We start from the raw sequence: 12,786 nt of genomic DNA on the forward strand, positions 1-12,786 counted from the left end.
GCTGGCTGGCTGGTCATGGTTACTTTTTTCTATTTGTTTTTATCGTAGCGATGTAGCGATAGTCAGATTTAAAAACGGTTCTAATAATTATAGTGAAAAGGTGTTAATATGCAACAGGATTATACTTCGTCATCATCAGGGTCTAAATCCATATTCGATAAAGACTCAAAATATGTAATGCAGACATACGGCCGACAGCCATTGGTACTTGAAAGCGGCCAAGGTTCTCTGGTCTACGATATCGAAGGCCGGGAATATGTGGACTGTGTTGCTGGTATTGCAGTGAATAATATAGGTCACTGCCACCCTCGATTAACAGAAGCAATAAAAAAACAGGCTGAGAAACTAATTCACGTTTCAAATCTCTATTACACAGAGCCTCAGGCAGAGCTTGCCGAACAACTTGTCAACGTGACTGGAATGGATCGTGTGTTCTTCTGTAACTCCGGAACAGAAGCAGTTGAAGCCGCAATGAAACTTGCAAGGGCTACAACCAAAAAGACAGATTTCATAGCAGTTGAACACTCATTTCACGGTCGTACCATGGGTTCACTGAGTCTGACATACAAAGATATTTACCGTGCCCCTTTCAAGCCTCTTGTGCAGGAAGAAAAGTTTGTTCCTTTCAATGATGCACAGGCAATAGCGGATTCTATCACTTCAAACACGGCCGCTGTTATAGTTGAACCGATACAGGGAGAAGGTGGCATAAACGTTCCTTCACCGGATTATTTGAAAGAGGTCCGCAGGATATGTGACGAGAATGAAGTTCTCCTTATCTTTGACGAGGTTCAGACCGGTTTTGGAAGGACAGGTACCTGGTTCTGCAAGGAACAATTTGGTGTTGAACCTGACATCATGACAATGGCCAAGGCAATAGGTGGAGGTTTTCCAATGGGTGCTATCGCTGCACGTGAAGGAGTTTCATTCAACCGTGGTGAACACGCTGCAACATTCGGAGGAAGTCCACTTGCATGTGCCGCAGCACTTGCATCAATCGGAGTTATACGTGATGAAAATCTCATTCAGCGCTCAAAGGAAATGGGGGAATACTTCCGCAGTGAATTGAGCAAATTGTCAACAGATGGTTTTGTAGAAGTCCGTGGAAAAGGCCTTATGATAGGTGTCCAGTTTGACCGCAAGTGTGCTGACCTTGTGGAACATGGCCGTAAGAATGGAGTTCTTCTGAACTGCACTTCAGAAACAGTACTGCGTATTGCACCTCCGTTGGTGATCACAAAAGAGCAGATCGACAGGGTGGTGGGCGTACTTGAGCAGGCCTGAGCTAATCAAGGAAGCTGTAACCTCAATTGCAGAATATGTTCCGGGAAAGTCCATAGAAGATATTGCAAAGAAATACGACATCGACCCGAAGGATATCATAAAACTCGGTTCCAATGAAAATGTTCTCGGACCGTCCCCAAAGGCAGTTGAAGCTCTCGTATCCTCCGCATCAAAAGTGAACATATACCCATCTGCGGATGCTTCTGAGCTTGTAGAAGCTATCTCTGTTTATACAGGTCTTCCGGCAGAGAACATATGTGCTTCAGGTCCTGGAATGGACGGTTTACTTGACAATATGATGCGTGTGCTCATCGAGCCGGGAGACGAGGTTGTAATTCCAACTCCAACATTCTCTTATTATGAGATTTCAGCAAGGGCAAACGGAGCAACTGCTGTTCATGTGGCTCCTGGCGAAGGATTGGAATTCGATGTAAACTCCATAAAGGAAGCAATTACTGACAGAACAAAGGTTGTATTCCTCTGTTCCCCTAATAATCCTACAGGAATGCTCACTTCAGAAGAGGATGTTCGTTCTCTTATTGAGTCTACTAAGGGACTTGTGTTTGTGGATGAGGCATACGTTGAGTTTGCAGACAAAAGTCTTTCAAAGTTGGTACTTGAATATGACAACCTCATAATCGGCAGGACATTTTCAAAGGCATTCGGACTTGCAGGTCTGAGAATTGGATATGGTTTAATGCCTGCATGGCTCAAAGCTCAATACATGAAGATCGCTACTCCTTTCAATGTAAGTCTGCCTGCTATTATGGCAGGAATGGCTGCACTTTCAGATTCTGAATATCTGGAGAAGAGTATCTCAATGACTGTGGAAGGTCGTAAGTATCTGACGGAAAACATTCCTTTCAAGGTATACGATTCCCAGGCTAATTTCATTCTTGTGGATGTTTCACCTCTGATTGCAAGAGATGTTTCTGAGTCTCTTCTGAAAAAAGGTATCATTGTCAGGGATTGCAGGTCATTCAAGAATGCCGGTGAATCACTGATTCGTGTGACCGTGGGAACCAGAGGACAAAATGAAAAAGTAGTATCAGCCTTTAAGAATGCAAAGGCCTATTAGAATTGAATCTAATTAGGGAAATTAATATATCTTTTCTATTTTCATAAGCGGATAGTCAAGCTCTGTGTCAAATGCCAGGCTGACATCTGCTTTTGCACTTTCGAATACTGCTGTGATATGAACATCCAGCATACGGCCTTCAAGTTCACAGTAGCCGTATTTGCCGTTAAGTTTTGACCTGATCATGTCTCTGTTGATGGAAACACTGATATTCTCAACGCAAGGTTGGACTGAAATGCTTTCCTGTATTCCTTTTTCCAGACTTTCAACTGTATCAAGATTAACTGGGGATCCGGTGAACTGGTGATAAAGAGCACCAAGTTTGATACCTGCTTCAAAAAGTACGTTGTCCCTGTCAGTTATCACTTCGTTTTCCTGCATAATGTGCCTCTTTGTTCTTTTTGATAATAGGTGAAATTATGTAAATTGCCATAATTCCTGAAAGTATGGATGCCATGATATGAGTATATTCTATGTTTATAATAAATGAAATAATGGTTGCGGCAAATATAATTGTTAGTGGGATGAGTATTTTTTTATTATTTGCTTTAATGTAAGTTATGTTGCTCACCATTAGTATTCCGAGAACAAGTGCAAGTGCAGCTATGGCATAAACATCAAAAAACTGCTCTCCCATAAGAAGGTATGCAGAAACAGCTATCCCTCCAGCAGTTATTGGCAAACCGCTGAATGCATTTTTTTTCTTGTATATGGTGTTGAATCTTGCAAGTCTCAGGATACCGCAGGTGAAGTAGAATAACATTGCAGGTAAAAGGATGTATTGTGCATTATTTCCTGTCAATGAGTATGTAATTATGACGGGTGCAGCTCCAAAAGAGATAGCATCAGCAAGTGAATCAAGATTTCCACCAATTTCACTTGATGTGAATTTCCTTGCAATATGTCCGTCAATGCCGTCAGCAACTGCTGCAATCAGTATGAGTAATGGAGCAAGGTATGTAAAACCATTAATTACAAGAATAATTGCAACGACTCCGCACAATGCATTCAGTATGGTGACAAAGTCAGGTAGTTTCAAAGTATGGAGTATCTGGTTCACTTCCTTTATTTAATTCTTGCAATCACCGTCTCACCGGCAAAAACCCTGTCCCCTTTTTTAATGTTAATTTCAAAGTTGTCAGGGATTGTCACATCAACTCTTGACCCAAAGCGTATCATTCCAAAACGCTGACCCTGTTTCATGTAATCGCCTTCCTGAACATAGGAAACGATTCTGCGTGTGACAGTTCCGGCTATTTGTATTACCTCAACGATACCATGATCGGTTTCTATAAACGTATGACTCCTTTCATTGCGATGTGAGTCTTTACAGAATGCAGGGATATATCCACCTTTTTTGTGTTCAATGGTGTGTATTTTTCCGTTAATTGGAACTCTGTTCACATGTACATTCTGGAAATTCATGAAAATACAGATTTTCCTGCCTCTTATATCGACGATTTTTCCATCTGCCGGCGAGAGCATATGGTTGTCATGTTCCTTTATTTCCCTTTCGGGATCCCTGAAAAAGAATAAGAAGAAAATTGTCACAGACAGTGCAATTATGGCAATAGTTCCTGAATGTGGAACTTTGTATAGTATATATGCAAGGGAGCTTATCACACTTATAGTGATGGACGTTAGTATCCAGGGAAAAGAACCTTTAGCAAGCATTTATTGGTTTCCTACTACTTTATAGAATAGCTTTTGAACAAATCCGGTAACCAAAAACCAGATCCCTTCAATCAAGTCTACCAGCTCAGGCAGTATGCGCATAACAATGTAAGCTATTACGAATAATGCTATTCCTGATCCTATCTTTGCAATAGTATGATGTGCTATTTCAAAGCTTTCGGGGCCAAACCACTGGTATCCATAGGCTATAATTACAAAAACATCTCTTATTATATTTAAAACGTATATAACAGGTACTGAAACCATGAATGCCGCAACAAGTCTTTTAAAAGGAGCATTCACTGATGCGATAAGTCCTATGAAAAGTGCTATGCTTTCAATAGCTGTACATGCAAGAATAATCTCTACTGTATACCCGTTAAGTGTTATTTTGTTCCATGTTACCATTTCAGCTGGCATATTAATATTTTGAAGTGTCCAGAAAACAGTATCTGTCACCTGTGATATGATCCATACATTCAGAACTTCCATTTGAGCAAAGGGGAAATAGAACAAAGACCCCAGGGCTGTTGCGCTGGTAGCCATTTTTGTAATGTCCGGTGAAGGTATATTATCCTCCCTGTATTCTCTTAACATAGTATGGGCTATGATAAGGCAGACTATTCCTACAACAATTACCAGAGCTACATTGAAGTAATCTCCAATTTCTATATAATGGAGAGGCTGGTAGAACCAGTGTATGGAAAAGAATCCCCATCCTATCGCAGATATCACTCTGCGCGCCTTGACGGTATTAGGGATTATTGACCCAAGCAGCATAAAAGCCACTGCAATCCATAGAACATTTTCAATCATTTAAGCACACCTTTAATAGGTATGGCTTCTATATATTTGATGTAGCCTATTAACTTTTTGTTCCTTATGCCACCCAATACCCCTAAACTTACAGTTGATGCCGTAATCATCTTAAATGGAAAAATAGTTCTGATCCAGCGAAAAAATCCTCCTTACAAAGAAAAATTTGCACTCCCTGGAGGTTTTGTAGATATTGGTGAGACCACAGAAGAAGCTGTCGTGCGTGAGGTTCTTGAAGAAACAGGTCTTACAATAGAAATAGTTAAGTTACTTGGAGTATATTCTGACCCTTCGCGCGATCCCCGCGGGCACACGGTGAGCGTAGTTTACCTGACTCGGGGGAAGGGTGAACCAAGAGCAGATTCAGATGCTAAGGCGGTACATTTGTTCAATCTTTCGGATATACCGCAAATGGCTTTTGACCATAACTTAATAATAGATAATGCGAGAAGTGATATTGATGGAATTTTGTCCCGAATGTAAAAGTATGATGTTCCCTTCAGGTGATTCCTTTAAGTGTAGAAAATGTGGCTATATAAAGGGAAAACAGCAAGGTTCTGAAGCACTTGTGTCAAAGGAGTCCAGGGAAAAGAGGGATGTTACTGTACTAGAAGGCAATGTGGACCAGGGTCTTCCTACAACCACTGTCAGATGTGAGGAATGCGGCAACAATATAGCATATTGGTGGTTGCGTCAGCTAAGATCAGCAGATGAATCTGAGACACGTTTCTTCAAATGTACAAAATGTGGCTGCACCTGGCGTGAGTATGACTAAAAATATCTGATACATTTTTCTGGTTTTGGATATTTTAAAGAAAACTTATATTACTTATTAGATATAATGGCATAAAAATTCAAATTATTGGTGGCGAATCCAGATGTTCAAGGCAACTATTGATGCAGACATTTTAAAAACTGCAATTGAGACTCTTTCGGTTCTTGTTGATGAAGCACGTTTCAGGTTATCTCCTGAAGGTATCTCCGTCAGGGCTGTAGACCCTGCAAATGTAGCTATGGTAAGTTTTGATCTTAGTTCCAGTGCTTTTGATGAATTCAATGCTGATGATTCTGAGATTGGAATGGACCTGTCAAAGATAAATGATATCTTTGGTGTTGCAGGCAGGGATGAAAAAGTTGTCATGGAACTCGATGAGATGTCCCAGAAGATGTCATTACATCTTGGTGGTCTGTCTTACACTCTTGCGCTACTTGACCCTTCAACGATCAGAGCAGAGCCAAGGATACCACAGCTTGAGTTGCCTGCTGAAGTCGTCCTCAACGGAAAGGATCTTCAGAGAGCCGTAAAGGCTGCTGAGAAGATAAGTGACCACATGTTGCTTGGTGTCGATGAAGATGTCTTCTATATGGAAGCAGAAGGTGACACCGACCGTGTACGTCTTGATATGGCCCGTGACAGTCTTATTGACATGAAATCAGGGGAAGCACGTTCATTGTTCTCACTGGATTATTTGTCTGATATCGTTAAACCTGCTTCACGTTCCAATGAAGTTACTGTAGAGCTTGGTAAGGACTTCCCTGTGAAGATTGGCTTCTCCATTGCAAATGGTGCAGGAAAGATCGGTTATCTTCTTGCTCCGAGGATCGAGTCTGAATGATCTATGGATGAAAAGGATTTTGCATTATACCCTTACACTTCCGGGGCATCAGCACAAGTAAAAAGCCTCGGAATATCTCTTGATCGTCTTGTAACTTCCAGAGCCATGGAGTCGGCAAGAATTCGTGGTAAGGAACGCGTCATGCAGGCGATCTCGGGTGAGTTACTTAAGCCTGCTCTTTCGATATCCGATGAGCAAAAAATATTGCTGGAACTGCTTTCTTATCCTTTTTCAAGAATACTGGTGTCATGTATTGATGATTCTTTCCTGATCCGAAGGTATTGTCTTGCAGAGGCTGTTGCCTCCTATAAAATTCTAAAGACAATGAGTCTTGATTTTCTTGAAGAATTTGCTTCTGATTTTTCAGTTTACCCTGATAAAGGTGATTCCAGTTTTAAATTACACTTTACTTCATATATCAGAATGGCAAGCTCACTCAAAGCCATTGAATGGAAACTCGTTAATCGCAAACTTCAACATGGGGACGTGAATGTCTCAAAAGAGGAATTTGCCCGTCTTTTGCAGGAATTGATCAAAGAGCGTGTTGAACACAATCTGCCTATGCCTGTGAATGAAGAACTTGTGCAAGCATGTGAACCATATCTGTTAGAGATACGGGAATATCTTGAGGAAAAAAAGAACACTTTCGGTGAATCTGAATTTGAGACCGTTGAAACCGATCTATTCCCTCCGTGTATAACACAAGCCATAGCAAATACTCAGGCCGGTGTCAACCTTGCCCATTCCATGAGGTTTGCCATGACCGCTTTCCTGCTGACCATAGGGATGACTGTGGATGATATAATGAATCTTTTCACTGCATCACCTGATTTTGATGTTGAAAAGGCAAGATATCAGGTGGAGCATATTGCAGGTTCGTCAGGTACTCACTATAAACCGCCATCATGTTCAACTATGCAGACCTATGGCAACTGCTATGCTCCTGATGAGATGTGTAAAAAGATCAGTCACCCTCTTAATTATTACAGCCGCAAGGTCTGGTTCAGAAAAAGGGATGCTCAAAAAGCTGCCGGAAATAATGTTTCTGACAAGAACTCAGAAGACAAAAAGAAATAGTTTATTTTGTTAAAAAAATATGTGGGACACGATTTGTCCCATTGCTTGTTTTTGAATCAGTCCTTTCTACGCTGCATGAAGAATGCAAGTCCGATAATTGCTGCGACAGGGATTGCAATTGTTGGGAACTCTGGAATTTCTTCTTCACAATTAATTGGTTCAACAGTCACCTGCATGTTTCCACTGATACATGTAATTGGAATTTGGTTAATGTATAGTTCATTAAATGCAAAGGTGTATACTCCATTTGCAGCATTTGTGACTATTACAGTACCTGTTACTGGCATTTTTTGCTCATTTATTATAAGGTAAGCAGTAAATCCGATCTTCTCATTAGCTATCCATACATCTATGCCATCAGGGAATTTAAGATCCTCAATGTCGACATTAATTGGATATGATAATGCATATGGTATGCTGGGGTTACTTGTGAATGATTTAACTTCTATGGTATTACCATCTTTTTTAACTGTGGCTTCAGCGACTATGTTCATAGTTGGTGGGATAAGGCCTTCAAAGCAAGAAGGAAGACATTCTCCATCTATTACATAATTTCCATTAGCAGTTACCTGATAGCATCCATCTTGGTACTGATTAAAATAGCAATATGGATTTATTGCTACTGAAGGTTCTGTTTCTGCCACTGCACTTGCAACCAGTGTTGTTGATAACAACACCATCAATAGTATCAATATTAAATTTATTTTTTTCATTGTACCACCAATAATCTATTTCATATATTTTATTTATATACACTTATACATATTGTATATATTTCAAATGTACTTTTTCATTGTACTTTGTATTTAAATCTTTTGAAATTATTTGGTATAAACTTATAAAAAGCAAAGCTTATACTAAAAGTTACATACTTATAAAAAGAAACAAATCGATTGATAATTATCTAAGTCTGTATTCCCTGCACTTCTCAACAAAACTCTTCACAGGGAATGTCGCAGGGTGGGTATGAGTATAACTTGCAAGTGAATTGTGCTCGGTAAGTCCGTCTTTACCATCAACAATTCCTTTTCCTCTTTTCATATCATATGCAAGCTTTGCATCGTTATCACAATAGGTTGCAGAATAATGGAACTCATGTCCACGAATAGTTCCTTTGATGAACTCTCCGTTTGCAACTCCTTCTGTGTACCCGAGTGCCTGGAGCTTCTTTGTCTGTACTGTCTCAGCAGGCAGCACATCTGCCATCTTATAAACAGTTCCATCTATCTCGTAGGATGTGGACATATATTGTAATCCACCACATTCTCCATATATTGGCATGCCATTGGCAGATAGATCTTTAAGGGTTTTTGTAGTTTTTGACTTCTCAAGCTCTGAAATGTACAGTTCGGGATAACCTCCACCAAAATAGAATCCGTCAACATCAGGAACTTCCCCTTTTATCGGGCTGAACAATTCAATTTCTGCTCCTGCATTCCTGAAAGCCTCAAACATATCCTGGTAGTAGAAACAGAATGCACTGTCGTATGCAATTCCTATTTTCAGATCAGCTTCGATATTATCTTCTTCCTCAGGTTTTTCGAAATCCGGTGCAGTTTTTGCAAGATCCATTATGGCATCAAGGTCTATGTTCTCTTCAATGAATGCAGCCAGACCTTCAGTATCGAAATCCATCTCATTTGCCATATATAATCCAAGGTGACGTGATGGAACTGTTACGTCCTTGTTACGTGGCAGTGTTCCAACAACAGGAATATCGGGAATTGAATCTATGATCATCTGTGCATGTCTTGGACTTCCTACCTTGTTCAGGATCACACCAGCAATCTTGACATCAGGATCGAACTGAGCAAAACCTTTGACAATCGCTGCCGCACTTCTGGACATTCCATGTACGTTCACTATTAATATTACTGGAATTCCAAGCGATTTTGCTACATGCGCGGAACTTGCTATCTCAGTAGCTCCCATTCCGTCAAAAAGCCCCATAACTCCTTCAACGATGTTGATATCAGCATTATCAGAATGTTTTGAAAAAGTGTTCCTGACACCATCAATCTGCATCATGAAGGTATCAAGATTCCTTGATGGTTTGCCGCAGATAGCTGTATGATATGTAGGGTCTATGTAATCAGGTCCTACCTTAAAAGGCTGAACTTCCATTTCTCTTCTTTTCAGGGCCGCCATAATTCCCATGGAAACCGTTGTTTTTCCAACTCCACTGTTGGTACCTGCAAGCAAAACCGCGTTTGTCATGGAGATTATTGTGTATAGTTCGGATATATGTATTATTCCCTTGGGAGATGATTCAAAACGATTAAATAAATAACGTATATCTAAGTACTATGTCTTTCCCGGAAGCAACAGAAATTCTTACGGATTCTTACGGGCGCACAGTCAGGAGCCTTAGAATGTCTGTGACTGATCGCTGCAATCTTAATTGTATCTATTGTCACAATGAAGGCCATATAGGTCACAGTAAAGAAATGTCAGTGGATACTATTGTTAATATTGTTAATGTTGCCTCGGGCTTTGGTATCGATCGTTTGAAGATATCCGGCGGAGAGCCACTTATGAGAAAGGACCTTGAGGAAGCACTTGTACGTCTCCCTGAAATGCGAGATGTTTCCATGACCACCAATGCTGTCCTGCTTAAAGACAGGGCATCTTCTCTTAAAGATGCAGGTCTTGACAGGGTCAATATAAGTCTTGATACACTTGATCCTGATAAGTATCACATGATCACAAATTGCAGGGATGGGATTTTTGACAAAGTGCTGGATGGGATACATGAAGCCGTAGATGCTGGCCTTACTCCTGTTAAACTTAATATGGTTCTGCTTAAGGATCTTAATGACGATGAGATACAGGATATGCTGGGATTTACACGCAGATATGATGGCGATGTTATCCTGCAGCTTATCGAACTTATGGATTTCAGGGAGCTTCCGCAGTACCGGATAGATGCCAATGAAGTTGAACGTTCATTAATGGCAGTCTCTTCGGATGTAAAGGTACGTGAGCTTCATAAAAGGAAAAAATATATTATCAATGGTGCAGAAGTTGAATTTGTCAGGCCGGTTGACAATACGGAATTTTGCGCAAACTGTAATCGTTTGAGGGTTACAGCTGATGGGAAATTAAAGCCTTGCCTTCTGGTAAGCGATAATATGGTTGACGTTTCAGAAGCCAGCATTGATGAGTTACCTGACCTTTTCAGACTGGCTGTCAGCAGGCGTGTTCCGTTCTGTAAAAGTTAAAGGAGTAGCAAAAATGGAAGTCGTACTTACAGTAGATGGAAAAGATATCGAGATCAACCATTTCGTGCAGTCCATACTTGGCAGCACAGTCATTGGAGCAGTCACAACATTACATGGTGTTGAGGATGACTGCAAAGAAGTGCTTATTAAAGTAAAACAGTAGTTCCTGAGATAAGTGTCAGGAACCATTTTATTGTTTCTGAATATCGATTTTATTTGATGTATTCATCTTACAGCAGGTGCTCTATTTCTGAGAAATCAATTGGCGACGTTGCATCAAGTGATATGGGTGTAACAGAGACGTTCCCGTTGTTCATAATGGCATGGACATCGGTGCCTTCCTCTTCATCCACCAGCAGATCTCCTGCAATCCAGTAATAAGGTCTTCCTCTTGGATCATGCCTTTCCTCAACATCAGTCTTGAAGAATTTTCTTGCAAGCCTTGTTATTTCTATATCCGGTTCATCTTCAGCATGGTGTGGAATATTTACGTTCAAAAGATCCACGTTTTCAGGAAGACCATGTTCCAGTACTTTTTTTGCAATCCTGTTCACAACTTTAATGGCAATATTATAATCATGCTGGAAATTCCTGTTATCGTCAAATTTGTCTCCTTCTTCCATCACCTGTATGGACGCAGCAATTGCAGGTATTCCGTAACTTGCACCTTCGAGTGCCGCACCTATAGTTCCTGATGTGGTTATAGTGTCAGTGCTGATATTCTCTCCAATGTTGAATCCTGAAAGAATAAGATCTGGTGTTTCCTTCATAATTGCAAATATGCCCAGGATCACAGAATCAGTTGGTGTGCCTGCCACACCATTGACATCTATTCCATTGATGTTTGTCTGTGTAATTCTGAGTGGTTCAAAGATAGATATCGATCTTCCAACACCACTTTGCTGGGTCATAGGTGCGGACACTGTAACATCTCCAAGGTCTGCAACACTTTTCCAGGCAGCATGTATGCCTGTGGAATAAACACCGTCATCATTGGTAACAAGTATCTTTTTTGACATGCTAGTATCAATTGCATGTCAGTGTCTTAAAACTAATGCCAGTTATTTAGTATCGAAACTTGACGTAGCACAAGCTCTACAGGCAAAATCTCTGAAAAAAGAATGTATCTAATGGAGGTTATATGGATTTACACGTTTGCGTAAATCCTGTCTTTCCTATGCGATGAATTGGAAAATCCTTCCTGTTCAGCCATGTCGGCAAGTGCCTTGACCTCTTCCAGGACTTCTATTTTGTCACTCATTTCATCGAGGGTAAAGATCATCTCTTCAATGGCTTTGTTCTCTTCAGTATCCAGGCAGGGACTATCTTTCACGATTTCCAGCAAAATTGATGCGTCATCTATTACTTGAGCCAGGATGGTCCGGTCCATGTATGATTTGGCGACTTCAGAATCGCTTCCTTTCAGGGTAGAGTTGAATTCATTGAGCTGTTCTTCAAACAACCCTATGTCGTAATGTGCGCTTCTGAATATTTTTCTGATATAGTCTTCTCTGTAGACCTGCTTTGAGTTTTTTAAAACCTTCAGAAGTTTTTTGTAATCCATGTTTTTCACCCTGGGTTATACGCAGGTGCCTTTTCCCTCATCCCGTGCAAATTTCGTCACGTAAGGCCCTGCTACTTATAATCCCAATATGGTTTACTGTATTGTTGCTTCATTCCCAAGATTGTGTTTAATTGTTTCAACTGGCATTACTCTGTTGAAGTTTGTATCTGAGAATTGTCCGCCATTCACATCATATTCCTGTTCGATATTAATTCCGTATTCTTCGTCCAATTCCTCGATAATCGGATCGCACAGGTATACTTGAAGGCTGCCACTTCCATCCATGAATATTGATGGTCTGACACCTGTATTATTATATTCTTCAACAAGTCCTCTGAATACTAATGACATATAGCGCATTGATTCCATCGGTCATCACCAGTACTCCATTTTTATGGTCATACACTTAAACGTAATGTATGGTTTTCTGATCATATGTTCAAAAAATACATCTGT

At 40.5% G+C, this 12,786-nt stretch carries 17 protein-coding genes; 8 read left to right on the forward strand and 9 right to left on the reverse strand.

Features of this window, described 5'->3' with window-relative positions; genetic code table 11:
- The first annotated feature begins 108 nt into the window (after positions 1 to 108).
- Together J2746_RS01730 and hisC are read left to right on the forward strand one after the other, a co-directional pair.
- A complete protein-coding gene (locus J2746_RS01730; protein WP_209615271.1) occupies positions 109 to 1,284 on the forward strand; it encodes an acetylornithine transaminase in 1,176 nt (391 codons plus the stop codon).
- Positions 1,271 to 2,362: a histidinol-phosphate transaminase gene (hisC, locus tag J2746_RS01735; protein ID WP_209615273.1), complete on the forward strand. Its 1,092-nt coding sequence runs from the start codon at positions 1,271 to 1,273 to the stop codon at positions 2,360 to 2,362. Before J2746_RS01730 ends, hisC begins: the two co-directional genes overlap by 14 nt.
- A 21-nt stretch (positions 2,363 to 2,383) precedes the next feature.
- Here hisC and J2746_RS01740 read toward each other — a convergent pair whose 3' ends face one another.
- Genes J2746_RS01740 through artA form a run of 4 tightly spaced genes read right to left on the reverse strand, consistent with a single transcriptional unit; the run spans position 2,384 to position 4,852 of the window.
- A complete protein-coding gene (locus tag J2746_RS01740) occupies positions 2,384 to 2,743 on the reverse strand; it encodes a dihydroneopterin aldolase family protein (RefSeq protein ID WP_209615276.1) in 360 nt (119 codons plus the stop codon).
- Positions 2,718 to 3,422 (reverse strand): archaetidylserine synthase, encoded by a 705-nt coding sequence (locus J2746_RS01745; protein ID WP_209615279.1) that lies wholly within the window; start codon positions 3,420 to 3,422, stop codon positions 2,718 to 2,720. The genes J2746_RS01740 and J2746_RS01745 overlap by 26 nt, the downstream gene beginning before the upstream one ends.
- A 5-nt stretch (positions 3,423 to 3,427) precedes the next feature.
- Positions 3,428 to 4,036, reverse strand: a complete 609-nt coding sequence (locus tag J2746_RS01750; RefSeq protein WP_209615282.1) for a phosphatidylserine decarboxylase — start codon at positions 4,034 to 4,036, stop codon at positions 3,428 to 3,430.
- A complete protein-coding gene (gene artA / locus J2746_RS01755) occupies positions 4,037 to 4,852 on the reverse strand; it encodes an archaeosortase A (protein ID WP_209615285.1) in 816 nt (271 codons plus the stop codon).
- Positions 4,853 to 4,918: 66 nt separating this feature from the next.
- Here artA and J2746_RS01760 point away from each other — a divergent pair, with 66 nt between their 5' ends.
- The 4 genes from J2746_RS01760 (at position 4,919) to priL (ending at position 7,545) form a co-directional block, all read left to right on the forward strand.
- A complete protein-coding gene (locus J2746_RS01760; RefSeq protein WP_209615288.1) occupies positions 4,919 to 5,335 on the forward strand; it encodes an NUDIX domain-containing protein in 417 nt (138 codons plus the stop codon).
- Positions 5,313 to 5,627, forward strand: coding sequence for a transcription factor S (locus tag J2746_RS01765; protein ID WP_209615291.1), 315 nt, complete (start codon positions 5,313 to 5,315; stop codon positions 5,625 to 5,627). Before J2746_RS01760 ends, J2746_RS01765 begins: the two co-directional genes overlap by 23 nt.
- A 103-nt stretch (positions 5,628 to 5,730) precedes the next feature.
- Positions 5,731 to 6,468, forward strand: coding sequence for a DNA polymerase sliding clamp (locus tag J2746_RS01770; protein ID WP_209615294.1), 738 nt, complete (start codon positions 5,731 to 5,733; stop codon positions 6,466 to 6,468).
- Between the two features lie 3 nt (positions 6,469 to 6,471).
- Positions 6,472 to 7,545 carry a DNA primase regulatory subunit PriL gene (priL, locus tag J2746_RS01775; RefSeq protein ID WP_209615296.1) on the forward strand — a complete coding sequence of 358 codons (1,074 nt, stop codon included), beginning with the start codon at positions 6,472 to 6,474 and terminating at the stop codon, positions 7,543 to 7,545.
- 56 nt (positions 7,546 to 7,601) lie between these two features.
- On the opposite strand, the gene J2746_RS01780 is transcribed toward priL, so the two are convergent.
- Both J2746_RS01780 and J2746_RS01785 read right to left on the reverse strand, forming a co-directional pair.
- Complete coding sequence (locus tag J2746_RS01780) at positions 7,602 to 8,258, reverse strand: PEF-CTERM sorting domain-containing protein (protein ID WP_245249919.1); 657 nt, start codon at positions 8,256 to 8,258, stop codon at positions 7,602 to 7,604.
- 187 nt (positions 8,259 to 8,445) lie between these two features.
- On the reverse strand, positions 8,446 to 9,762 hold the full coding sequence (locus J2746_RS01785; RefSeq protein ID WP_209615300.1) for a cobyrinic acid a,c-diamide synthase CobB: 1,317 nt from the start codon (positions 9,760 to 9,762) through the stop codon (positions 8,446 to 8,448).
- A gap of 89 nt (positions 9,763 to 9,851) precedes the next feature.
- Here J2746_RS01785 and moaA point away from each other — a divergent pair, with 89 nt between their 5' ends.
- Positions 9,852 to 10,766, forward strand: a complete 915-nt coding sequence (gene moaA, locus J2746_RS01790; protein WP_209615303.1) for a GTP 3',8-cyclase MoaA — start codon at positions 9,852 to 9,854, stop codon at positions 10,764 to 10,766.
- A 13-nt stretch (positions 10,767 to 10,779) separates the two neighbouring features.
- Positions 10,780 to 10,929: a hypothetical protein gene (locus J2746_RS01795; RefSeq protein WP_209615306.1), complete on the forward strand. Its 150-nt coding sequence runs from the start codon at positions 10,780 to 10,782 to the stop codon at positions 10,927 to 10,929.
- Between the two features lie 67 nt (positions 10,930 to 10,996).
- Here the strand turns inward: J2746_RS01795 and surE are convergent, their stop codons facing one another.
- The 3 genes from surE to J2746_RS01810 all read right to left on the reverse strand — a co-directional run bounded on the left by surE (position 10,997) and on the right by J2746_RS01810 (position 12,699).
- Complete coding sequence (surE, locus tag J2746_RS01800) at positions 10,997 to 11,785, reverse strand: 5'/3'-nucleotidase SurE (protein ID WP_245249920.1); 789 nt, start codon at positions 11,783 to 11,785, stop codon at positions 10,997 to 10,999.
- A 128-nt stretch (positions 11,786 to 11,913) separates the two neighbouring features.
- Complete coding sequence (locus tag J2746_RS01805) at positions 11,914 to 12,330, reverse strand: hypothetical protein (protein ID WP_209615309.1); 417 nt, start codon at positions 12,328 to 12,330, stop codon at positions 11,914 to 11,916.
- Between the two features lie 93 nt (positions 12,331 to 12,423).
- Positions 12,424 to 12,699 carry a hypothetical protein gene (locus J2746_RS01810; RefSeq protein WP_209615312.1) on the reverse strand — a complete coding sequence of 92 codons (276 nt, stop codon included), beginning with the start codon at positions 12,697 to 12,699 and terminating at the stop codon, positions 12,424 to 12,426.
- Positions 12,700 to 12,786 lie beyond the last annotated feature (87 nt).

It is taken from the genome of Methanolobus bombayensis (assembly GCF_017873415.1).
GTDB classification, from domain to species: Archaea; Halobacteriota; Methanosarcinia; order Methanosarcinales; family Methanosarcinaceae; genus Methanolobus; species Methanolobus bombayensis.

Excerpts from the sequence above, each read along its gene's own strand:
- J2746_RS01785 (WP_209615300.1), bottom strand. The coding sequence starts at position 9,762 with ATGACAAACGCGGTTTTGCTTGCAGGTACCAACAGTGGAGTTGGAAAA.
- J2746_RS01740 (WP_209615276.1), bottom strand. The coding sequence starts at position 2,743 with ATGCAGGAAAACGAAGTGATAACTGACAGGGACAACGTACTTTTTGAA.
- J2746_RS01730 (WP_209615271.1), top strand. The coding sequence starts at position 109 with ATGCAACAGGATTATACTTCGTCATCATCAGGGTCTAAATCCATATTC.
- moaA (WP_209615303.1), top strand. The coding sequence starts at position 9,852 with ATGTCTTTCCCGGAAGCAACAGAAATTCTTACGGATTCTTACGGGCGC.
- J2746_RS01805 (WP_209615309.1), bottom strand. The coding sequence starts at position 12,330 with ATGGATTACAAAAAACTTCTGAAGGTTTTAAAAAACTCAAAGCAGGTC.
- surE (WP_245249920.1), bottom strand. The coding sequence starts at position 11,785 with ATGTCAAAAAAGATACTTGTTACCAATGATGACGGTGTTTATTCCACA.
- J2746_RS01765 (WP_209615291.1), top strand. The coding sequence starts at position 5,313 with ATGGAATTTTGTCCCGAATGTAAAAGTATGATGTTCCCTTCAGGTGAT.
- J2746_RS01750 (WP_209615282.1), bottom strand. The coding sequence starts at position 4,036 with ATGCTTGCTAAAGGTTCTTTTCCCTGGATACTAACGTCCATCACTATA.
- J2746_RS01810 (WP_209615312.1), bottom strand. The coding sequence starts at position 12,699 with ATGGAATCAATGCGCTATATGTCATTAGTATTCAGAGGACTTGTTGAA.
- J2746_RS01780 (WP_245249919.1), bottom strand. The coding sequence starts at position 8,258 with ATGAAAAAAATAAATTTAATATTGATACTATTGATGGTGTTGTTATCA.
- J2746_RS01770 (WP_209615294.1), top strand. The coding sequence starts at position 5,731 with ATGTTCAAGGCAACTATTGATGCAGACATTTTAAAAACTGCAATTGAG.
- artA (WP_209615285.1), bottom strand. The coding sequence starts at position 4,852 with ATGATTGAAAATGTTCTATGGATTGCAGTGGCTTTTATGCTGCTTGGG.
- J2746_RS01760 (WP_209615288.1), top strand. The coding sequence starts at position 4,919 with ATGCCACCCAATACCCCTAAACTTACAGTTGATGCCGTAATCATCTTA.
- priL (WP_209615296.1), top strand. The coding sequence starts at position 6,472 with ATGGATGAAAAGGATTTTGCATTATACCCTTACACTTCCGGGGCATCA.
- J2746_RS01795 (WP_209615306.1), top strand. The coding sequence starts at position 10,780 with ATGGAAGTCGTACTTACAGTAGATGGAAAAGATATCGAGATCAACCAT.